Annotated in this window: 21 protein-coding genes; all 21 read left to right on the forward strand. The window is 32.8% G+C overall.

The annotated features are described in order from the left end of the window. Entirely contained in the window at positions 1–2187 is a 2187-nt protein-coding gene (locus tag RIN63_RS04510; RefSeq protein ID WP_310443489.1) for a DNA topoisomerase III, read from the forward strand. Between the two features lie 149 nt (positions 2188–2336). After that, a complete protein-coding gene (locus RIN63_RS04515; RefSeq protein ID WP_310443490.1) occupies positions 2337–3992 on the forward strand; it encodes a phosphoenolpyruvate carboxykinase (ATP) in 1656 nt (551 codons plus the stop codon). 198 nt (positions 3993–4190) lie between these two features. Further along, positions 4191–5027, forward strand: a complete 837-nt coding sequence (locus RIN63_RS04520; RefSeq protein ID WP_310443491.1) for a S1-like domain-containing RNA-binding protein — start codon at positions 4191–4193, stop codon at positions 5025–5027. A gap of 18 nt (positions 5028–5045) precedes the next feature. Next, positions 5046–5573 carry a hypothetical protein gene (locus tag RIN63_RS04525; protein WP_310443493.1) on the forward strand — a complete coding sequence of 176 codons (528 nt, stop codon included), beginning with the start codon at positions 5046–5048 and terminating at the stop codon, positions 5571–5573. A 20-nt stretch (positions 5574–5593) separates the two neighbouring features. Then, complete coding sequence (locus RIN63_RS04530; protein WP_310443494.1) at positions 5594–5914, forward strand: putative heavy metal-binding protein; 321 nt, start codon at positions 5594–5596, stop codon at positions 5912–5914. Between the two features lie 78 nt (positions 5915–5992). Beyond that, on the forward strand, positions 5993–7360 hold the full coding sequence (gene rlmD / locus RIN63_RS04535) for a 23S rRNA (uracil(1939)-C(5))-methyltransferase RlmD (RefSeq protein ID WP_310443495.1): 1368 nt from the start codon (positions 5993–5995) through the stop codon (positions 7358–7360). 388 nt (positions 7361–7748) lie between these two features. Further along, positions 7749–8297 carry an RNA polymerase sigma factor gene (locus tag RIN63_RS04540; RefSeq protein ID WP_310443496.1) on the forward strand — a complete coding sequence of 183 codons (549 nt, stop codon included), beginning with the start codon at positions 7749–7751 and terminating at the stop codon, positions 8295–8297. Continuing rightward, positions 8284–9015 (forward strand): hypothetical protein, encoded by a 732-nt coding sequence (locus RIN63_RS04545; RefSeq protein WP_310443497.1) that lies wholly within the window; start codon positions 8284–8286, stop codon positions 9013–9015. The genes RIN63_RS04540 and RIN63_RS04545 overlap by 14 nt, the downstream gene beginning before the upstream one ends. Then, the gene (locus RIN63_RS04550) at positions 9002–9853 is read left to right on the forward strand and encodes an ABC transporter ATP-binding protein (RefSeq protein ID WP_310443499.1); all 852 of its coding nucleotides are present in this window, start codon (positions 9002–9004) and stop codon (positions 9851–9853) included. The genes RIN63_RS04545 and RIN63_RS04550 overlap by 14 nt, the downstream gene beginning before the upstream one ends. A 2-nt stretch (positions 9854–9855) precedes the next feature. Then, complete coding sequence (locus RIN63_RS04555; RefSeq protein WP_310443500.1) at positions 9856–11016, forward strand: hypothetical protein; 1161 nt, start codon at positions 9856–9858, stop codon at positions 11014–11016. Next, the gene (locus tag RIN63_RS04560; RefSeq protein ID WP_310443501.1) at positions 11013–12197 is read left to right on the forward strand and encodes a hypothetical protein; all 1185 of its coding nucleotides are present in this window, start codon (positions 11013–11015) and stop codon (positions 12195–12197) included. The genes RIN63_RS04555 and RIN63_RS04560 overlap by 4 nt, the downstream gene beginning before the upstream one ends. A gap of 22 nt (positions 12198–12219) precedes the next feature. Next, on the forward strand, positions 12220–13077 hold the full coding sequence (locus RIN63_RS04565; protein WP_310443502.1) for a metallophosphoesterase: 858 nt from the start codon (positions 12220–12222) through the stop codon (positions 13075–13077). A 315-nt stretch (positions 13078–13392) separates the two neighbouring features. After that, a complete protein-coding gene (locus tag RIN63_RS04570) occupies positions 13393–14082 on the forward strand; it encodes a hypothetical protein (protein ID WP_310443503.1) in 690 nt (229 codons plus the stop codon). 14 nt (positions 14083–14096) lie between these two features. Further along, positions 14097–15767, forward strand: a complete 1671-nt coding sequence (locus RIN63_RS04575; protein ID WP_310443504.1) for an antirestriction protein ArdA — start codon at positions 14097–14099, stop codon at positions 15765–15767. After that, the gene (locus tag RIN63_RS04580) at positions 15760–16056 is read left to right on the forward strand and encodes a DUF4314 domain-containing protein (RefSeq protein ID WP_310443505.1); all 297 of its coding nucleotides are present in this window, start codon (positions 15760–15762) and stop codon (positions 16054–16056) included. The genes RIN63_RS04575 and RIN63_RS04580 overlap by 8 nt, the downstream gene beginning before the upstream one ends. A 182-nt stretch (positions 16057–16238) precedes the next feature. Beyond that, complete coding sequence (locus RIN63_RS04585) at positions 16239–16577, forward strand: hypothetical protein (protein WP_310443507.1); 339 nt, start codon at positions 16239–16241, stop codon at positions 16575–16577. Positions 16578–16595: 18 nt separating this feature from the next. Further along, on the forward strand, positions 16596–17456 hold the full coding sequence (locus RIN63_RS04590; protein ID WP_310443509.1) for a DNA adenine methylase: 861 nt from the start codon (positions 16596–16598) through the stop codon (positions 17454–17456). Then, complete coding sequence (locus tag RIN63_RS04595) at positions 17443–17940, forward strand: hypothetical protein (protein WP_310443510.1); 498 nt, start codon at positions 17443–17445, stop codon at positions 17938–17940. Before RIN63_RS04590 ends, RIN63_RS04595 begins: the two co-directional genes overlap by 14 nt. Before the next feature lie 17 nt (positions 17941–17957). After that, positions 17958–18515 (forward strand): YodL domain-containing protein, encoded by a 558-nt coding sequence (locus RIN63_RS04600; RefSeq protein WP_310443511.1) that lies wholly within the window; start codon positions 17958–17960, stop codon positions 18513–18515. A gap of 61 nt (positions 18516–18576) precedes the next feature. Next, positions 18577–18774, forward strand: a complete 198-nt coding sequence (locus tag RIN63_RS04605; RefSeq protein ID WP_399324538.1) for a DUF6133 family protein — start codon at positions 18577–18579, stop codon at positions 18772–18774. A gap of 17 nt (positions 18775–18791) precedes the next feature. Then, positions 18792–22520: an S-layer homology domain-containing protein gene (locus tag RIN63_RS04610; protein ID WP_310443513.1), complete on the forward strand. Its 3729-nt coding sequence runs from the start codon at positions 18792–18794 to the stop codon at positions 22518–22520. Positions 22521–22532: the final 12 nt, after the last annotated feature.

Genomic DNA, 22532 nt, shown 5'->3' on the forward strand with positions numbered 1-22532 from the left:
ATGAATAAGATCTTAGTATTAGCAGAAAAACCTTCAGTAGGTAGAGATATTGCAAGAGTACTAAACTGCAAGAAAAAGGGAAACGGATTTCTAGAAGGAGACAAATATATTGTAACTTGGGCATTAGGCCATTTAGTTACCTTAGCTGATCCAGAACAATACAATAAAAAATACAAGACCTGGAATATGGAAGACTTACCTATGCTGCCTGAGCCTATGAAACTTGAAGTAATAAAACAGACTAGCAAGCAGTTCTATGCTGTGAAAGAGCAAATGTATCGTAAAGATGTAGGACAAATAATTATAGCCACAGATGCAGGTAGAGAAGGTGAACTGGTAGCTAGATGGATTATAGAAAAAGCTAATGTAAAAAAACCAATTAAAAGACTATGGATTTCATCTGTCACAGATAAAGCAATAAAAGATGGCTTTAATAATTTAAAAGATGGTAAAGCATATGAAAACTTATATCATTCAGCCGTGGCAAGATCTGAAGCAGATTGGGTAGTAGGTATCAATGCCACTCGTGCACTTACTGTAAAATATAATTCTCAATTGTCATGTGGTAGAGTACAGACTCCTACATTATCTATGATAGCTCAGAGAGAAGAGGAAATTAAAAAGTTTATACCAAAAGAGTATTATGGGATATTAGCCAACACAAAGGATATAAAATTAACATGGCAAGATAGTAGTTCCAAGGATACCAGGACATTTGACATTACCAAGTCTAACAAGATCCTAGAAATACTTAAAGGTAAAGATGCTAAGGTCATGGATATAGAAAAGGCTCTTAAAAAAACATATTCTCCAGCACTATACAATTTAACAGAGTTACAAAGAGATGCCAATAGGATATTTGGTTATTCAGCAAAAGAGACTCTATCCATAATGCAAAGATTATATGAAAACCATAAGATACTAACTTATCCTAGGACGGATTCTAGATATATATCTGATGATGTAGTAGGTACATTAAAGGATAGGGTAAAATCTTGTGGCATAGGTCCTTACCAAAAAGTAGCATCAAAGATATTGATGTCTCCAATAAAAGCAAATAAGTCTTTTGTTGATAATGGTAAAGTAACAGATCATCATGCAATAATACCTACAGAGCAAAGAGTGTCTTTATCTGAACTAAATGATAGTGAAAGAAAAATATATGATTTAGTAGTAAAAAGATTTTTATCAATACTTTATTTGCCTTTTGAATATGAGCAAACAACAATAAAAGCTAAAATAGGTGATGAAAACTTTATAGCCAAAGGTAAAAGAGTTATATCACAAGGGTGGAAAGAAGTATATTCAAATAATTATAGAGATGAAGACGAAGAAGATGATAGCGATGATCAAAGCCTTCCTTTAATCAACAAAGGAGATACACTAAAGGTAATATCATTAGTGCAAACAACAGGAAAGACTAAACCACCTGCACCATTTAATGAGGGCTCTTTACTTCAAGCAATGGAAAATCCAGCAAAATATATGGCTGATGAAAGCAAAGCTCTAATAAAGATAATAGGAGAAACTGGAGGTATTGGTACAGTAGCCACTAGAGCAGATATAATTGAAAAATTGTTTAATACATTTTTATTAGAGAAAAATGGTAAGGATATTTTCATTACATCTAAAGGTAAACAGTTACTAGAGCTAGTACCAGAAGAATTAAAGTCCCCAGCCTTAACTGCAGAATGGGAACAAAAACTAGGTCTAATTTCACAAGGGAAGTTAAAAAAAGATAGTTTTATAAAAGAAATGAAAGAATACTCAAAAACTGTTGTAAAAGAAATAAAGAATAGTGATGAGACATTTAGACATGATAATATGACTAGGAATAAATGTCCTGAATGCGGTAAGTTCATGTTAGAAGTTAAAGGTAAAAAAGGAAAAATGTATGTATGCCAAGATAGAGAGTGTGGATACAGAAAAAGTATTTCTAGAGAAACAAATGCTAGATGTCCAAACTGTAAAAAGAAAATGGAGATGAGGGGTGAAGGAGACGGGCAAATGTTTGCTTGTTCTTGTGGATATAGAGAAAAACTTTCTACCTTCAATGAAAGAAGAGCTAAGGAAAAGAGCAATGTATCTAAGAAAGATGTAGCTAACTTTTTAAAAGATCAAAAGAAGGCAAAAACTGAGCCTCTGAATACTGATTTAGCAGATGCATTATCAAAATTGAAGTTTTAATATAGTATCACACTAAACAGATAAAAACTCTTAAATAGAATAACACAAATAATTTAAAAATATGACATATTACCCTTCCAAATTGTATTGATATTTGTTACAATAGGATTGATAAAAATTTCTTTATAATATATTACGGAGGGATGTAAATGTCAACAATATCAAATTATAGCAGAAAAGATATAATAAAGAATAATTCTATTTTTTCTGCTATACGTACTACAGTTGAATCCACTTTTTATGGCAACAATGTGGTTAAGGTTTCTTCTTTGTCTGAAGCTTATAAATTAGCTAAAACTTCACCTGGTACTATAGAGACAGATATGCCTGTATATAGACCAACAGAATTAGGCTTAGATGAAGGTTCGAAGATACTGTTATTTAATGATGGTGAAATAACTGGTCGTTTTGCAGGTGCCAGAGTTATCATTGGTGAAAATAATGTTGATGTAGGAAAATTTGCAGGTATTGCAAGAGAAGCCTCTTTTCATACAAGATACAAGAAATTATACCATGCTCAAGTAGTCATAGGACTTGATAAGGATTTTATGGTTAAAGCACATTTACTAATTCCAGAAGGATATGAAAATACAATGTATAGTTGGATGCTCAACTTCCAATATATAACAGAAGAATATATAAAAATGTATAAGGATTCTGTAAAATTGCCAGAAGGGGATATATATATATTATCAGACCCAGACTATTATCCACCAACTCATCCAAACGGATTAGCTTTATTTGATCCTCAAAATAACTGTGCTCTTCTATGTGGTATGAGATATTTTGGAGAGCATAAAAAAGGAACATTGACTTTGGCGTGGGGTATTGCAAATAGAAATGGATTTGCATCATGTCATGGTGGTATTAAGAGATACAATTTCCCAGGGAATGAAAAATATACAATAGGTGTATTTGGACTATCTGGTTCAGGAAAATCAACTTTAACCCATGACAAACATGATGGAAAATATGATATTACAATTTTACATGATGATGCATATGTAATTTCAACTGATGATGGGTCATCAGTAGCTTTAGAGCCATCATATTTTGATAAAACTCAAGATTATCCTACAGATCATCCTGCAAATAAATATTTAATTACAGTACAAAATTGCGGTGTAACACTGGATGATGAAGGAAATAAAGTAATAGTAACTGAAGATATTAGAAATGGTAATGGTAGAGCTGTAAAATCTAAACTATGGGCAGAAAATAGAGTAGATAAAATTGAAGAACCAGTAGATGCAATTGCATGGTTGATGAAAGATGCAACAATTCCTCCAGTAATTAAAATAAATAATCCTGTACTAGCTTCTGTAATGGGTGCAACTCTTGCTACCAAAAGATCTACTGCAGAAAGATTAGCAGATAATGTTGATATGAATGCTTTAGTTATAGAACCATATGCTAACCCATTTAGAACATATCCATTGGAGAATGATTATGAAAAATTCAAGGAACTGTTTGCTAATAGAAATGTAGAGTGTTATATATTTAATACAGGACATTTTCTAGATAAGAAGATACCAAAAGAAGTTACACTAAAGGCATTAGAAGAAATAGTAACTAAAAAAGCTGAATTCAAGCAATTAGGGGACTTCTCTGATATTGAGTATCTTGAAATTGAAGGTTTTGTACCAGATACAGCATCAGTTGAATATCAAAAGATGTGGATAAATAGTATTAATTATAGAAAAGAATTTTTAAAGGATATGGAAACCTTCAAGGCTGGAAGGGACAAGCTACCTAAGGAATCCATGGAAGCTCTAGAAAAACTAGAAAAAGAAGTATACGACTAAGAGTAGAATATAAAGATAGTTAATTTAATTGGAGTAGCAAAATATTAAACCAAGATACTTTTCTATGCTTATGGAAATGATATTACTATCATTCTAAAAATAGAAAGGATCTTGGTTTTTAATAATTTTAAATAGTTGAGATAATTTATTATTTTTGTGATAAAATAACAATAGAAATAATAATAGAGGAAGTGAAATATGATTAGTCTTGGAGAAGTTCAGAAATTAAAAATTAAAAGATTTACATCTATAGGTGCTTATTTAAATGTTGATGAAGAGTCAGATGACGATATATTACTACCAAAATCTCAAATACCAGAAAACTCTAATGTAGGAGATACAGTAGAAGTAATGGTCTATAATGATTCTAAGGATAGAATAATAGCTACTACAAATAGGTCAAAGCTACAGGTTGGTGAGATGGGACATTTAATGGTAGTCAGTCAAACGAAAATAGGCTCATTCTTAGATTGGGGATTGGAGAAAGATTTATTCTTGCCTTTCAGTGAAACCGTTGGATCAATTGAAAAGGGCAAATCATATCTAGTTGGTGTTTATGTAGATAAATCTGATAGAATCTGTGCTACTATGAAGATAAAAGATATGCTTAGCACAGAATCACCATATAAGGAAAATGACAAAGTAAGTGGGACTATTTATAGTATCAACAGAGATATTGGTGCATTTGTAGCAGTAGATGATAAATATGATGGATTAATTCCTAAAAAAGAGTTACTTGGAGCATATGAAGTTGGCGATACTATAGAAGTAAGGGTAGCTAAAGTAAAAGAAGATGGTAAATTAGATTTGAGCTTAAGGGATAGAAGTTATGTCCAAATGGATGAAGATTCAAAAGTGATATTATCCAAATTGAAGGAGCAATCAGGATTTTTACCACTTAACGACAATAGCCCACCTGAAGAAATAAAAAAACAATTAAAGATGAGCAAATCAGGATTTAAAAGAGCGGTAGGTAGACTATATAAAGAAGGCATAATAGAAATTAAAGATAATGGGATTAAATTAAATAATTAATGAATGGAGACGACAAAAATGATAAACACAATAAAAATTAATTTTGATGTAGTAGAGATGATGTTATTCATCTGGCAATCAGTGGCAGAGAGAGAAAAGATATCAGAAACTTTCATGCTGGAAGTTGCTAATAAAAAAGAGATGGATTATTTATATGATGAGGAATTCAGCAAAGAGTCAGTAAGAAAAGTCTTGTCTGCAATATCAAATAGAGAATTATTAAATCATCCAACAAAAAAAGAAAGTAGATTTTGGAATAATAATATGTGGATGTTAGAAGACTTAGATAATATGAACAATATGGTTAAGCCTGTCAAGACTTTAAATTTAGATCACTTAAAAGAAAAATTAGATAATGCTAAGTTTAATGATGTTGAAATAATATTCATACCAGGTCATGTTGATGAATATATAATTGATGAGAATAAATTAGTGGTAAATTTCTTTAAGATAATGGTAAATCCTATGGAAAGTACTGATGTTAAAATACTAGGCAAACCACTTAAAGAATATATTGAAGAGAAAGTATTAGAGATGGTAAAATAGTGTATTAGGAGGAGTAGAATATGATAACCACTACAACACCAAATATTGAAGGAAGAAAAATCCTTGAATACAAAGGTATAGTCTTTGGAGAAGTTATTTCTGGTGTAGATTTTATTAAGGACTTTGCTGCAAGCTTGACAAATTTCTTTGGTGGTAGGTCAGGAAGCTATGAAGGCGAACTTATTCAAGCTAGAGAAAATGCCCTTAGGGAAATGGAATCTCGAGCAATGAAAATGGGAGCTAATGCTGTAGTAGGAGTGGACATTGACTATGAAGTATTAGGTCAAGGCGGAAATATGATAATGGTAACAGCTTCAGGTACAGCAGTTATAGTAGAATAAGCAAAAATACCCTTTTAACAAAGGGTATTTATTTTTAAGGGGTATATACTAACTAAAAGTGCAAAATAGGAGGTAAAAATGTTTAAGGATATAGGAGATATAGTAGAGGGAGAAATAATTGATTTCACCCATGAGGGTAATGGAGTATTGAAGATTGACAATTTTGCTGTATTTGTAGCTGGAGGAATAATAGGTGATAAAGTAGCAGTGAAGATAGATGAAATTAAAAAGAATTTTGCCATAGGCTCAATAACCAAATTAATTGAGCCTTCAAAAGATAGAGTAAATAATAATTATAATATTGGAAGTGGAGAAATACCATTAGTGGGATATAAGTATGATAGGCAGCTTGAATGGAAAAAAAACAAAGTAAAAATGGATCTTCTAAAATTTGCAGAACTATCCAATGTGAATATTCATGATGCAATCGGAATGGATAATCCATATAGATATAGAAATCATATTCAAATACCTGTAGGAAATAGAAATGGAAAAGCAATATTAGGATTTTACGGAAGAGGCAGTCATAATATTGTAGATATGGAAGGTAGTATATTACAACCAGAAATTGGGGATATGATTTTAACTATTATTAGAGAATGGATAAATAAATATAATATACAAGCCTATGATAGGAGAACAAAGAAGGGAATTTTACGCCATATAGGAATTAGAACTAATGATAAAAATGAGGCTATGGTAATTATAGTGACAGCCACTGATTATTTACCAAATAGCAGTGATTTAATTCAATTGTTGAATACTAAGATAAAAGGAATTGTGAGCATTTATCATAATATCAATAATCTGCAATCAGCTCCTACATATGGGAGAAAGTATAAAAAACTTTATGGGGAAGATAGACTAAAGGATCATCTAGGAGATTTGAAATTTAACATATCTCCAAACTCTTTCTTTCAAGTGAATAGAAAGCAAGCAGAAGTATTATATAGTAAAGCTATTGAGTATTTAGACTTAAATAAAGAAGATATTGTATTTGATATTTATAGTGGAATTGGTACAATTTCATTATTTATAGCAGCTAAATCAAAGAAAGTATATGGAATAGAATCAGTAGGAGCTGCAATTGATGATGCAAAAGAAAATGCTAAATTAAATAATGTCAACAATGTAGAATTTGTATTAGGTAACGCAGAAGAAATGTTACCAAAGCTCATGGATAAAGGCATAAAATCCAACAAGATAGTAGTAGACCCACCAAGAAAAGGATGCGAAAAGGAAGTATTAGAAGCAATAATTAAGATTTCACCAGAAAGAATAGTATATGTTTCTTGTAATTCAACTACTATGGCCAGAGATGTTAAGATATTACTAGAAAGTGGATATAAGGTGGGGGAAGTTCAACCAGTTGATATGTTTCCTCATACTGCACACGTTGAGAGTATAATTCTGATGACGTATTGTGGTTCGGAGGGCAAAAAGTAGAACTCGACCACAACATATAGTGGTTCGAGGACGATTTTTTGCCAAAAAATGAGCAAAAAAACACCGTTTTTTGACCCCTATTTTTGGGGTGAAATATAGATGACATAGGGGAATTTGGGTAATGAGAGCATAATAGTTGAAATTAACCTTCAATTTCATAAAAAATACTCTTAGTTTCAATTTCATTTGATTAGGGTAAAAAGTAAAGACTTTATCAGGGGACAGAGTGTACGCTATCTGTCCTCTTTCTTTTTTAATGATCATATTTCCATAGAAGGAAATTAGATGATAAAATAAATTATTTAATTTATTTTATAATTTTTGAAACTTTTAACTTTTCTTATACGAATATAAGATTAAGAGGATAAACAAAAGGGGTGGTGATGTCTTGGATGAGGAAAATAGATTAATAAGCCGTATACAAAGAACAGGTAATAGAAAAGCAGCTGACGAACTTATTAGAAAATACTATGATGAAATCTACACTTATGTATATAAACAGATCTCAGACAAGCACACTGCTATGGATGTGACTCAGAATATTTTTATATCTATGCTTCAATCTATTTCAAATTTTGACAATAAGAAAGCTGGGTTCCGTACTTGGTTGTATCGGATTGGTACAAATAAAATCATTGACTATTTTAGAAAGAATTCTGTTGAAAGGAGAAGAATAGCTGATATAGGAGAATATGATATTCAAGATCAAACGATGTTTACAATAAATATTGAAAATAAAGAATTATTGCTGAGGCTGCAAGATTATATTAATTCACTGGACGTAAATTCACAGCAGATTTTTAGATTAAAGATATTCGCAGAATACACCTTTCCCCAGATTGCTTCTGTCTTATCCTTGCCAGAATCAACGGTAAAATCAAAATATTACAGGTTATTAAAAATTATAAGGGAGGAGTTTAAGGATGAATATTATTAAACCTACAAATAGTGAAAAAGAAAATGCAATAGAAAATATCCTATCACAGGGATTATCCAAGCCTGATGGACTTTGGGATTTTTGCTACAGAATGTACTGTTCATTAGGATTTAAATTTATTTTCTTTGATATATCACAGGCAATAATAATGGCAGTTGCTATAACAATTGGATTTATTCTGTTTTACCCCTTATCATCACAGCAACATGTATACTCAACGTTATTTGCAGTATCACCATTGTTTTTTATCACAGTTATATTCTTTACAGAGTTTATTGAGAGAAATGATAGTTTGCATGAACTGAAAATGACCTTTAAACATACCATTCAGAAGATAATTATCTTTCGAATTTTGTGCTATTCGCTGATAAGTATGGTAATATGCATTTTCTTAAGTATTAGTATGCCAGATAAATATAATTTTCTTAGGGCAGCTTCCATTACCCTAAGTGCACTATTTATATGTGCCCTTCTTACTATATATATTATGAGGCGTTTAAAAGGTCGCTGGATTCATTTTACTTCACTAGTGGCATGGGTGGCAACTGCATTTCTACCAGTTTTGATTCTTGGTGAAAGATGGGAATTATTATTATCACAAATCCCTATAGGAATAACTATTACTGTAGGTGTAATTGGGTTTATTTTATATCTGAATGAAATAAAGAAATTAATTAATATGAATAAAATGGAGGTTGCATATTATGTTGGCAGTTAATAATGTTACAAAAAAATACAATGACTTCACTGCTCTTGAGGATATAAGTCTTGAATTTGATAATGGAGTATATGGTCTTCTTGCACCAAATGGAGCTGGCAAAACTACTTTGATAAAAATGCTTACCACGCTTCTTTTTCCCACAAAAGGTGAAATACTTTGGGAGGGTACAGATATCAGAGCACTAGATGAGAAATACAGGGATATAATTGGGTACCTTCCACAGGAATTTGGATATTATAAGAACTATTCACCGCGACAGTTTCTTGACTATCTGGCAGCATTAAAGGGCATTGATAGACATGATTCAAAGAAAAAAATAACAGAACTTATGGAGCTAGTTGCATTGGAAGATGTAACGGATAAGAAAATGCGAAAGTTTTCAGGTGGGATGATTCAGCGGGTTGGTATAGCACAAGCACTTTTAAATGACCCAAGGATCCTAATACTGGACGAACCTACAGCAGGTCTTGACCCAAAGGAAAGAGTTCGCTTTAGAAATATGATTTCCAGTCTATCAAAAGACAGAATAGTTATCTTATCAACTCATATAGTTTCTGATATAGAAACAATTGCAAATCAGGTAATCATGTTTAAAGACCACAAGTTGTTTTGCAATGATTCCCCATCCCATATATGCAGCACTTTAGAAGGAAAGATATATGAAACCTGGGAGATTGAAAAGGTAAATGTACCTCATATTCTGTTAACTCAGAGACAGGAGGGGGACAATACCCTTGTAAGATTTGCAACTGATACAGAATATAATGGTGAGGCACGTAGAGTAACTCCTACCTTAGAGGATGTGTTTCTATATGTGTATAATGATGGGGTGTAATAATGAATATTTATAGACTTGAGTTTAAGAAATTATATTCATCAGTTACATTATGGACTTTAATCATACTTTTTCTTATATTCAATATCTTTCTGGTGGTAAGTAGTTCAGGCAATAAATATACTGATTTTTTAGGGGAAGTATCCCATGAAACAGGATATGTGCTAAATAGGTCCTTTCATAACAGACTTTCCCAGACATACGTAAGCGATATACAATCTGATTATTTAGAACAGCTTAAACTTGATACTTACAAGATTGAAGATATATTTGATAATTATGAAATAAGTGACGTAGGTGAAAAGTATATAGCAGCCACAGGTGCACCAGATAAATTTGCGGAAACTATGAGAAACAAATACTCTGATTTGCAAATGGTAGTAGATAAAAAGGCAGAGAGTAATGAATCTATGACACTTTATTTTGCAGGTGCTACTTATAATATGCACCAACTATTATTTAAAAATCTTATGGGATGGTTGATTATTGAAGGGGTGCTTATCTCAGCGCTCTTGGTTTTACTTTCATTAGGATATGAAAATAGCAACAAGACTGAAAATATAATATATTCAACAAAAACAGGAAGAAATATCCTAAGGGCTAAATTTACTGCTTCAATATCAGCAGGGCTGGGAGCCTATTTGATTTTATCTATTATTACCTTTGTTATTTTTTTTAGTCTTAATGATTATAGTGGAATTTTGGGTAGCAGTGTTTCTAGTATATTTAATTATAGATTTGATATTATTGCAGGATTAAGACCCTTCGTTACATGGCATAGCCATAGTGTTTTTACCTATTTATTAGCAACAATAGGTATGAGTATTGGTCTGATTTTTTCCTTTTGTCTTATGGCATTTCCCATAGGAATTATTATAAAAAACAGCTATATAAGCTTCTTTGTATTCCTAATCATTAATGCAGGAATAGTTGCTTTACCGTTTATGATACCAGACACAACTTTGATGAGTCATTATATTAGTTACTATTCCATGCTTTCACCAGTTTGGCTGTGGCTGAAGCGTAGTATTTGGTTTACAGATGGAGATATGGATACCCTGTGGAAATATTTTGAGACTATGGGGCTTTGTGTTTCAATGCTTACCTTAGCAGCTCTTTCTATATTGGTAACTATTAGATTTAAAAGGAGGGATATAATATGAGAGTAATTATTAATGAGATTAAAAAGATATGGAATATAAAGCTTCTTCTAGTAGCTATTATAATTAGTGGCTTATTTTACACGATTTTCATGAGCAACTATATAACTTACTTTAAAACAGGACATTCTATAACTGAAGAAACAGAATATGCTATGGAAATGACAAATAATTATGGAGCTACAATTACAGATGGGGAGTTTTCTAATTTTATGGAAGAAAGAGAGGCTCTTATATCTGAAGCAGAAGAGTATATAAATGCATTACCTATTTTTGCTGAAGTAGGCATATATAATTTTGAAGATTATGAAAGAGTTCACGATAAAGGAGATACAAGTGAGAGAGAAACAGAAGCTGTATGGACCTTGCTTGGAGAGGAAGGTAATTTTGTAAGATTTCAACTTCAGGCACTGGATTCAATTGAAGAGCGATATTATAACTATCCTAAATATACATTGGATAATGCTTTAAACTCAGAAGATACACCTAAAAAAGAGCTAGTTCGTCTACAGGAGATAAAAGAAAAAGAAGAGTATAGGAATATTATGGATGTATATTCATTTGAGAATACAGTCTCATATTCAATCTATTTAGCTATTTTGACTATCTTGATAACACTTGTATTGGTTTCACCACTTATTGTTAATGATCGTTCAAGTAATATTCATTTGCTACAATATAGTTCGAAAAATGGAAGAAGGATTTTATCCCAGCAGCTTATTTCCATTATTATCTCAGCATTTATGGTCACTACATTATCTGTTTTAATCTTTGGAGCTATTTATACCATAAATAATACATTTGTTTTCTGGAACAATGGACTCACCTCCTTTTTGAATGTAGCAGTAGATTTTTTCTGGTTTGATTTAACTTATGGTCAGTATATTATATTTTATATTTTACTACTTTATATTTTAAGCATTGGATTAGCCATGGTGGCTTTTGGAATTTCAAGATTCAGTCAGAATCTAATAGCATTGATTATGAAGCTTATCCCTGTATTTGGTGTATTTTGCTTAATCAGCTATGTAGTATTCTACAAGACCTTCAGTAATATAAATCTACTATATAGGAGCATTGGAATCCCATGGTTGGAGCCAATAGTGTGCTTATCTGTACTATTGAGTGGACTAGGTTCATCAATATATATATTGCATAGAGAAAAAAATAATGATTTACTATGATGAAATGTTGAAGGAGTAACCAATGATAAAAAAGAAAAGAAAGAAGTTATTTATAATACTTGTAATAATAGCATCAATCGCATTATTTCTTTATGCTCAACTCAACTGGATATCAATAACTAAAGAAGATATCTATATAAATAATTTACCGTCTGCTTTTAATGGATTTAAAATTTTGCAGTTGTCAGACTTGCATAGCAAATCATTTGGTAATGATAGCAATGGTATTATTAAAAAGATTAATAATATCGAACCAAATATTATTGTAATGACGGGAGATATGAGAACTAACACGCCTGATGATAATGGTGAGGTGTTAATTACTCTTTTAGAAAATCTTAACGGTGAATATCCTGTCTATTATGTAACAGGTGAGCATGAAGAAGGAAAATACTTTGAGGATGAAAATAAATATATGAAAGAAGGAACGAAAGAAGCCTACGAAGATAGACTTGAAGAACTTGGGGTTATAGTTCTTAATGATGAAAAAGTGCAATTAGGTAATGGGAAAGAAGTGATGAACATATATGGATTAAAAGAAAAGCTGAGTGGGAGTATTAATATAGATAATAGATTAAGTAAACCTAATTCACAAGAGGTAAATATTCTATTAGCTCATACACCTGATCATTTCAATGAATACGTAGGTTGGGGAGCAGATGTAATATTTTCAGGAGATAAACATGGAGGCCTAATTAGATTACCTTTTGTAGGAGGTATGATTTCGTCTGATGGCACATTTTTCCCAGAGTATGATGGTGGTTTATATAGAGTTGATGATTCTACAATGGTTGTTAGCAGAGGTCTTGGGAATTATTTTATAAATATAAGGGTTTTCAATAGACCGGAGATAGTAGTAACAACATTAAAAAATAAATAATGAATTAAATAGTATCGAGTATTATCAGCAAAGAAGCCATGGACATATTTGTGTATTTTTCAATAGTATTGCTGTGTATGCAGAAAAATATTATAATAAGCAAGGGAAAATAGATTTATTTGCCTGAAACTAAGGGGTAATCACCTCAGTTACAGGGATAAACCACAATATGTAGTGGTAAAAATAAAAGTATTTTGTTATTTATATAAAAAAACTAGATATAGAAACTAAAAGAGGCGAAGTCTTCGGTCAATTTATGATCGATAGTCTTCGCCTCTTTTTTATTTCAAAAATAAAAAGAAAGGACTGAGAACAATGTCAAGATATTTTATGTATGGTACATCACTGGGAGGTATAGAGCAGCTGATGATGCTGACACCTAATTTCCCTCAAAGAAGAAGTGGAATAGTCATTAATAATCATTTTAATTGTAAGAGAGGTATTAAGATTTGTAATGGTTGTGTAGCAAAGGTTGAAAGCAGAGGTAATACTAATGATTGCTTTTGTTTCAAAGAAAAAATAGAGGCAGATGAAATTAAATATACAGATCTGATAAAAGATTGCTTTGGAAGAATAAAAAACTATGCTCTAAAGGAAAGATTGAAATTACTTAGTAATAGATTTACTGGTGAACTATTTTTAAATCATAACCACAGGGGAAGATTTTATCATTTAATTCAGAAACAAGATGTTGATATAGAGGGTGGATCGCCAAGCTACCTTGCAGTAATATTTCTTCTAACTGCAGATGAAGTATTATGGAATATTTCAGAGCATGCGATCGGCTTAAATGGATTCGATTTTTCACAGATACATCTTAGACAAATTAGTACAGAAGGCTATGCTCTTTACCAAACGGCAAAAACTATATCGACAGGAAAAGAATATATAAGAATAAGTGAGATAGCAGATAAAGAACTTATTGATGATACTGCATTTAAGATAATAATCAACGCATCAATAATTGCAAAGTATGGTGCAGATGTATTTTCAATTATGAAATAGAATGGAGGAGAGATATGCTAATTAGATTAAGAGGGATTGACAGGAAAGAAGAAGAATCAATTATGTTTAATTTTCCTTATGATGAAAGTGAAATATCCAATGTATATAATCAACTGGAGCTTGAAACTTCAACTGCTCCCAACTGTTATATTGAAGAAGTGGTCTATGATTCAGATATGAATGAAATTCTAAAAGGTAAACAGTGTAACATAGATGAAGTAAATTTCTTATTTAAGAGGATGGATAGTTTCGATACAAAGGAAAGAAAAGTGTTTTTTGCTTCTGCCTTTGCAGAAAATCCTGAAACAATAGCAGAATTAATCAATCTAAGCTTTAATACTCATTGCTATAGTCTTGTAAGTGACTTTAATAATCTAGAAACTGTAGGAAAGGATTTATATATATCAGAAAAGCAAGCAGTAGCAACTAGAGAATTAGATGAACTTGACGGTGGATCCTTTGCAATGGAGGTAATAAAAAATAATCCTAATTCTAGAATTACTCCTTATGGAGTCTTATATAAAAATTCAAATGTACCAGAGCAAATATATAATGGCAAGCAGTTTCCCACATACCATTGGAAAGAAACTGTAGCAACAATACAGCTGACCGCAAAAGGTGCAAATGAATTTATATATCTTCCTTGTTCTGATTTTGAAATTGAAAAGGCACTGTTGAGATTAGAAACTCCTTACTTACATGATTGTGAAGTTGCAATTGCTAGCCATAACTTTTCAGATAGAATAATAAATATTATTTCTGCTGATACAACACCATTAATTAAGATTGATACCTTAAATAAATTAGCAAAGCACTATAAGGAAATAGGCAACCATGATATAGAATATTTTGAAAAACTTATGAATCATGTTAAACCTCGAACTGTTGATGAAACCTTTGCACTAGCAGATTCTATGTATGAATTTGAACTATTTGATGGTATCCATAGTGTAGAAGCCTATGGAAGATATATGATTTGTGACTCAGGACATTTTGAATATGATTCAAATCTTGAAGAATATATTGATTTTAAAAGATATGGACAGGAGAAAATGGCACATGAATTTGGAGCGTTTTCAGAGAAAGGATATATTACTTACCATGGATATAATCAAAAGCTTGCCAATTTATTATTTGAAAGGCTTGGAATGGTATTTCCTGAACAAGAAGAATTGCAGACCTTAAAACTGTATATGCCTCTCGAAATAACTACCTATGATATAGAAAATGAATATGGTTATAAAGAATATGCAAATGAACCACAGAAAATTTCAAATGCTGAAGTAGTTGAATATCTAGATGTAATTCTAAAGGCAATAGAAGAAAACAATCTTCCAGAAGAAGAACAAAGAGGTCTGATGAGATATTATGATGACCATGACAGTGTGAATGCAAAAGTATCCAAGTATGTGTTTTCCGTTGAACTTATAGAAGGAGAACTAATGGGAGTAGCTGTTCTTACTTTAAATGATGAATTGACTCCAAAGGAGCTTGAAAAAATCAAAGATAATATAACTGGACAGGCATCAGATGGCTGGTGTGAAGGCTTTGAACAGAGAGAAATTAGTACTGATATGGGAGATATTTATGTTAGCTTTTGGAATAGTGATAACTGGTTTATTAAAACAGTTGAGGAAATGGGTATAGAAGAAAATCAAAAAATGGGAGGTATGAAATTTGAATAATAGAAATCAAGTAGAAAGAATTAAGAAAGGCTATCCTGTAGGTACACGAATTGAATTGATTCAGGCAATGGATGATGTGCAAGGTGTTGAAAAAGGTGCAAAGGGAACAGTAATAGGGGTAGATGACATTGGAACCATACACATGAAATGGGATAACGGAAGAGGTCTTGGTCTTATTCCTGGAGAAGATAATTTTAAAGTGTTATCTCGTCCGCAGGAAGAAGAGATGAAAGAGTCGGATGAGCCTTCCAAAGAGCAATCACAAGGCATGGGGGGAATAAGTTTATAAAATAAAAGAGAACTTGGTGTACTAAGGTAGCACGGAATATGTCCGTGTTTTTTTAATATCTAAAAACATATAAGGCCGATTGTTTGCTGTAAATTACAGCATAGTAGTCGGCCTTTTTTTGTTGCCAAAAACAATAATATCCACAGTGTTATGAATCATGGCATGAGAAAGGAGGCGAGGAGGTGGAACATGATTTTTTAATTTATATGAAAGAGTATCATATTGGAACCTCTAAGGCAGTCCCCAGCGCATATCTACAAAGTAGATTTTGTATTAGTTCAAGAACTGTCAGGAAATTAGTCAATCAATTAAGAAATGATGGCAATCCCATATGCAGTGGTGACAATGGATATTATTATGCCGCTGATAGAAAGGAACTGCTTGCAAGTATAGGGCAGATGACAAGTCGAATTAGAGAAATTGCAAAAGCAAAGAGAGGACTAGTCAAAGCTTTAGAGCATTTTCCAGATACAAACGGACAATTGAGATTAGACCTTGATAAAGAGGTAAAAGAGAGGTGATGAAGTATTAATAGTTTTATGAGTTGGATAGGTGGCAAGAAATCTTTAAGAGAATTAATTGTATCTCTCTTTCCCTTATATTATGAACGATATATAGAAGTGTTTGGAGGCGGAGGCTGGGTATTATTTCATAAGCCACCGGGCAATGATTTTGAAGTATATAACGATTTTAATGGATTGCTAACCAATCTTTATCGCTGTGTAAGAGAGAAACCAAACGAATTAATAGATGCACTATATTTTGTGTTAAACTCCCGTGAGGATTTCAACATAGTAAAGGAGGCACTTGCAAGAGACAGCCCTACAAGTGATGTAATAAGAGCCTCATATTTTTATCAATTGATTCGCTATAGCTATGCATCAGGCCTTACTAGCTTCGGCAGTCAGCCTCATGATATGTGGACTAACTTTCCTTTAATTGAACAGGCACATAGAAGACTTAGTAAAGTAGTGGTTGAAAATAAAGATTTTGAAAAGCTGATAAGGCAGTATGACCGCCCTGTCAGCTTTTTCTATGCAGATCCACCGTATTTTGAAACAGAAAAGTATTATAAAAATGTTGGTGAAGATGGATTTAAGAAAGAAGATCATATAAGACTTCGAGATACCCTGATGGGTATTGAGGGAAAGTTCTTACTTTCCTATAATGACTGTTCTTTTATTAGAGAGCTATACGATGCTCCAAACATCCAGATTGAAAGCTATACCCGTATCAATAATATTAAACAACGCTATGATAATGGTGCCCAGTTTCCTGAAATACTGGTGGCAAATTATGATATGCACGAAAGGGAGATAAATTCTCCATCACAAATTAATTTATTTGAAATGAAAAATGGAATAGGAAACAAGGAGGAATTTTATAATGAAAATGATTAAAGAATGCTTTGACAACAACGTTAGTTTACCAAATGAAATACTTAATGCAGCAGACCTTACAGGGTGTGAAGAAATTGAATTTAATACCTTAGAGAATGCTGTTGTAGCTATGAAAACAACTATGAATGCAATGGAGCTTATAAAGGTGGCAGAAGGACTTAAAAATCTCTCAGAAGAGTTAATTGTTCATCTAGCAGGGATTTGTGGGAGATGTCATGATTGCTCCTATTGTGAGAGATTTGAAGAATTTGATGAGATTATTGTCCCAGATTATCTCCTTGAAGAAGCTGGTATTCCAAAGGATGCAAAGCTTTGTGCTTGTACTGAGGAAGACAGTGGGGAAATCATAGTGATGCAGGCAGATTATGACTATGATATAGCCGATGTACCTAAGTTTGTTATTGATATCTTTGAGATGTCAGGTATCTGCATCAGAGAATTAGAAGAAAGGATTATAATGGAGGATATTGTCTATGGAGATTAAATGATGGGAGGTAAATCATGACAGGAATTGAGCTAAAGTATGGCTGTATATTTTATTATGGAAATCCGTCTGGATATGTGGAAGACGGTACTGCAATAGTAGATTCTATGTTTCAAAATGAAGAATTCAGTCAGTGGCTTGGTAACCGTAAGCTTACAGCAAAATGGACAGAGGGTGTATTTGAAAGACTTTCAAAAGAAGGTGTACTCCTTATTAATAATGAAAGACCAGTACCTCTTAAAGACTGTCGTATCTGGCAGCTAAGAGCTGATATAAGTCCTGAATGTAAGTTTATAGGATATGAGGAACTTAAAGAAAACTTTGGAGAGCCAGATAAAAATAACTATGAGCTTGTATATGAAGGAGAAATAGAAACAAATGATTTAGAATCTATCTATTCAAAGTTTAATCTAAATCATCCTCATGGGTTTACTGGTCACTCACTGTCAATGTCTGATGTAGTTGAGCTATATGATGACAATGGCAGTGAGTTTTATTATGTAGATCGTTTTGGATTTAAAGAAATTGATTTTGAAGGAAAGGGTCAGATACAAGATATTAATATGAGTATTTAAAAAAAATAAAATAATGGAGGAAAACAGGATGAAAAATATCTTAAGAAAATCAAATGAATTTATGATAAGAAAGGCTATTGCAGCAAAGGTAGCAGCTAGTAATAACCGTGGAGAAGGATATATTGATACAGCTGTTAAGATTTTAATTGCCGTAGTTTTGGGAGCATTACTCCTTGCTGGACTTTATGCATTATTTGGTGAAGTAGTAATGCCAACATTAGAAGAGCGTATCAATGAAATGTTTAACTATGCAGGCTAAAAGGGGGAAAGTTTAAAATGAATCATAAATCAAAGAGAATAATAAATATTCTTTTGGTAATTTGTATTTTAATTACGAGTTTTGTAGGATCTGCCTATGCAACAAGGTTTGTATTTTCTGATAGTGTAGGTCATTGGGCTGAGGATGCAATTAATAATCTTTCAAAAAAGGGTGTAATTCATGGATATCCGGATGGACTTTCTCATCCAGATGAAATAATTACAAGAGGAGAATTTTCTGCTCTTTTGGCAAGAATTATGGAACTTGAGGTAAAGGAAACAAATACGGTTAATATAGTATTTGAGGATATTGCAGGACATTTTGCTCAAAAAGAAATTGAGGCACTTATTGATGAAGGTATTATCATCAAAGAAGAATATGGTGCTAAATATTTTCCTGATGAGCCTATTACTCGAATGGAAATGATTAAAATGTTAGTTAGAGCTATAGGTAAAGAAGATCATAATATCGATTGTGCTTGTAACACAGGGTTTGTTGATGAAGATAATTTGACGGAAGAAGATCGTGAGTATATCTGTGCTGGCAAACATTACAATATTATCTCTGGTTATCCAGACGGAACAATACGTCCTGACGGAGAGGCAACACGAGGTGAAGCCTTTGAAATCCTTGATAAGCATGATGAAATTAAAGAGATAATCGAGCAAGAAGAAGCCACTGATAAAATAGAAGAAGATGTTGTAGATTCTCCTGATGTGGAGCAAGAAGATAAGGCTTCAGATAATGGTTCATCCTCAAATGGAGGTTCATATTATGTTCCTGCACCGAAATATGATTATACACTTCCAAATACTGCTTATGTTGAAGAAGAAATAAAAATTATTCCAACTAGTAGTAATGTAAAATCTGTAGCATGGACAGTTACTAAAAATGGTATTCCTACTGAAATTTCCTCTGTGTTAGATGGAGAATTGAAAGAAGAAGGTGGAGTAATTAAAATTAAGTCTGCAGGTAGCTATACATTTTCAGCTACGGCATTAAACAGTAGGGGCAGAACAGTTGTCTGTGAACAGACTGTCAGCATCTATCCAGTTATATCAGCACAATTTAGCTTGCCTGAAACAGCACATACTGATACAACAGTAGCTGTGGATCTTGTCACTGAGAATCTAGGAGATAATTCCTTGATATGGACAATTAAAAAAGATGGCAAAGAAATAGACCTTGAAACTGTAATTACAGGAGAGCTTATAGGTAGTGGTGGTTTAATATTATTTAAAACTAATGGAGTATATAAACTAAGTGCCACAATTACTGATGAGTTAGGTAAAGAAGTTACAGTATCAGATATTACTACTGTATATCCATTGGCAGAAATAAAAATGGAGCTTGCAAATATTACCCATACGGATAAGACCATCACTTTAAATACAGAAACAAAGAATGCAGAAGAGATGGAGATTGAATGGTCACTTACTCAAAATGGCAAAGAAGTTATTATTGAAGATTTCATTGAGGGCAACATCTCAATAGGAGAAAGCAATATACGTTTTAAAGAAAAAGGAGTATATAACCTAAGTATTTCATTGAGTGATAAGACCGGAAGAGTATTTAAGGAAACTGTAGCTATTACAGTATATCCTGTAGGCTCAGCCGGTTTTTATCTTCCCGAAATATTTCATACAGACGATATCATAAAGGTTGAAGCTACATTTGGAGAAATCGGAGATCATATTGCTGATTGGTACCTTGTAAAAGATGGTAAGGAGGTTAAGCTTTCTGATTTCATCATTAGTAAACTTTCAAATGATGGTGGAATGATCCAATTTAATCAGAAGGGAGAATACACTCTAAAGGCATCATTCACTGATGATGGAGGAAGAACTTATAATTATAAGCAAGCGCTCAAAGTCTATCCTGTGCCATCCGTGAGCTATACACTCCCTAAATATGTTCATACTGATAGTGATATTAGGGTAGATGTAGATAGTACAGAACTTGATGGACTAAAGATTGAATGGCTAGTTGATAATACCTTTGGTTTTCAAGACTGGTCAACCTATGTAGATGGTAAGTTAGATAACAACGGAGGAAACATTCGATTCAAAAGAGCTGGCATATATGAATTGGTAGCTAGAATTACCGATGAAACAGGCAGAGTATTTCTTTTTGAAGTGGGTGGTAAAACAGAAGTACTTCCTGTGTTAAGCATAGGATTCGAACTGCCTGCCCTTGCATACACCGACAGCATAATTGATATTAGAACTCATGGCAGCAATAACGTACTGCCAGTGGAATGGGGTATTACAAAAGACGATAAACCTATTTCTGAAAGTAAAGCATTTGATGGCAGCTTAAATGCACATGGTGGAAAAATCACTTTTCTTGAAGAAGGGGAATATGTTCTAACTGCAACAATGACAGATTTTCTAAAAAGGAGTTTCTCACATTCCCAAAACATAACCATAAAGCCTGTTATAAAATATAATTTTACAATGCCTGAATCAATTCATTATGGCAAAGAGTTTGAAGTAGAAACCACTTCTGAAAACCTTGGAAATAATGAGGTTCAGTGGAAATTAGAAAAAATAAGCGAACCAGTTTCTTTTAGTGGAGAGCTTACAAACGATGGAGGTAAGATTTTAATATCAGATATAGGGATATTTACTCTTATCGCTACAATTACAGATAGTGAAAGTAGGATATTTACTCATTCGGAAAATATCTCTGTTACTAATACAGCACCAACAGTGACGATAACAGCTACACCAACTAGAACCGTTAAAAATGGTAAATTCTTCGTTGATATCAAGGTAGCTGCTAATGATGCAGATGGGGATTCAACTACCTTGGAATATGAAGGAACAACAGCTGATAACTACTATTCAGTAGGTACACACACCATTAAAGTACGAGCAAAGGACATAGCTGGTGCTTATTCACCATGGATGGAAAAGAGCTTTACAGTTATAAATTCAGCACCAACAGTAACACTAACAGCTACACCAACTAGAATAGTTAAAAATGGTAAGTTTTTTGTTGATATCAAGGCAACTTCTAATGATGCTGATGGAGATGCAACAACCTTGGAATATGACGGAACAACTGCTGATAACTATTATTCAGTAGGTACACACACCATCCGAGTGAGAGCAAAAGATATAGCCGGAACATATTCGCCATGGGTAGAAAAAAGCTTTACAATTGTAAACTCAGCTCCAACGGCTCCTGTAATTAGTAGAACTCCAAATGGAAATAGTGTTGCCCCTGGAACAAAGGTGACTATTACAGCTAGTAGTACTGATGCAGATAAGGATCCAATCACTTATATTTGGGAAGGGCGTAATGCAGAACAACAGGTATATCCGTTAGGGAAAAATGTAGTTCGTGTAAAGGCTGTGGATTCCACAGGTGCAGAATCTCCTTGGGCAGCAATTGTGTTCTTTGTGGCTGACTCTAATGGTGGTGGCGGGATGACATTAACAGGCCCTGATTCTGTTATTTTAGAAAATGGATTAGAAGGTGCAACTATAACAGAATATACTTTTACTGTTCCACCTGTATCAGGACATAGCGGAAGTGACCATGGCCGAGTTAGAGGATACAATGTATTGACAAAGCAGTGGGATCAGCTTGATTATGGAACGACAAGCAATGGCATCACATTTAGTAGAAGTCTTGGTGCTGGTGTTTACTCCAAACTAGAATTTTATTACTATACCAACCATAACTGTATGTATAACAAATCAAATATCACCTATTCCGTTAACTACCACTTTGAATAAATGGAGGGATCA

It is taken from the genome of Tissierella sp. (assembly GCF_031460495.1).
Taxonomy (GTDB): domain Bacteria; phylum Bacillota; class Clostridia; order Tissierellales; family Tissierellaceae; genus JAVKTS01.

Coding starts and splice junctions, on each gene's coding strand:
- RIN63_RS04510 (WP_310443489.1), top strand. CDS start 1: ATGAATAAGATCTTAGTATTAGCAGAAAAACCTTCAGTAGGTAGAGAT.
- RIN63_RS04515 (WP_310443490.1), top strand. CDS start 2,337: ATGTCAACAATATCAAATTATAGCAGAAAAGATATAATAAAGAATAAT.
- RIN63_RS04520 (WP_310443491.1), top strand. CDS start 4,191: ATGATTAGTCTTGGAGAAGTTCAGAAATTAAAAATTAAAAGATTTACA.
- RIN63_RS04525 (WP_310443493.1), top strand. CDS start 5,046: ATGATAAACACAATAAAAATTAATTTTGATGTAGTAGAGATGATGTTA.
- RIN63_RS04530 (WP_310443494.1), top strand. CDS start 5,594: ATGATAACCACTACAACACCAAATATTGAAGGAAGAAAAATCCTTGAA.
- rlmD (WP_310443495.1), top strand. CDS start 5,993: ATGTTTAAGGATATAGGAGATATAGTAGAGGGAGAAATAATTGATTTC.
- RIN63_RS04545 (WP_310443497.1), top strand. CDS start 8,284: ATGAATATTATTAAACCTACAAATAGTGAAAAAGAAAATGCAATAGAA.
- RIN63_RS04550 (WP_310443499.1), top strand. CDS start 9,002: ATGTTGGCAGTTAATAATGTTACAAAAAAATACAATGACTTCACTGCT.
- RIN63_RS04555 (WP_310443500.1), top strand. CDS start 9,856: ATGAATATTTATAGACTTGAGTTTAAGAAATTATATTCATCAGTTACA.
- RIN63_RS04560 (WP_310443501.1), top strand. CDS start 11,013: ATGAGAGTAATTATTAATGAGATTAAAAAGATATGGAATATAAAGCTT.
- RIN63_RS04565 (WP_310443502.1), top strand. CDS start 12,220: ATGATAAAAAAGAAAAGAAAGAAGTTATTTATAATACTTGTAATAATA.
- RIN63_RS04570 (WP_310443503.1), top strand. CDS start 13,393: ATGTCAAGATATTTTATGTATGGTACATCACTGGGAGGTATAGAGCAG.
- RIN63_RS04575 (WP_310443504.1), top strand. CDS start 14,097: ATGCTAATTAGATTAAGAGGGATTGACAGGAAAGAAGAAGAATCAATT.
- RIN63_RS04590 (WP_310443509.1), top strand. CDS start 16,596: ATGAGTTGGATAGGTGGCAAGAAATCTTTAAGAGAATTAATTGTATCT.
- RIN63_RS04595 (WP_310443510.1), top strand. CDS start 17,443: ATGAAAATGATTAAAGAATGCTTTGACAACAACGTTAGTTTACCAAAT.
- RIN63_RS04600 (WP_310443511.1), top strand. CDS start 17,958: ATGACAGGAATTGAGCTAAAGTATGGCTGTATATTTTATTATGGAAAT.
- RIN63_RS04605 (WP_399324538.1), top strand. CDS start 18,577: ATGATAAGAAAGGCTATTGCAGCAAAGGTAGCAGCTAGTAATAACCGT.
- RIN63_RS04610 (WP_310443513.1), top strand. CDS start 18,792: ATGAATCATAAATCAAAGAGAATAATAAATATTCTTTTGGTAATTTGT.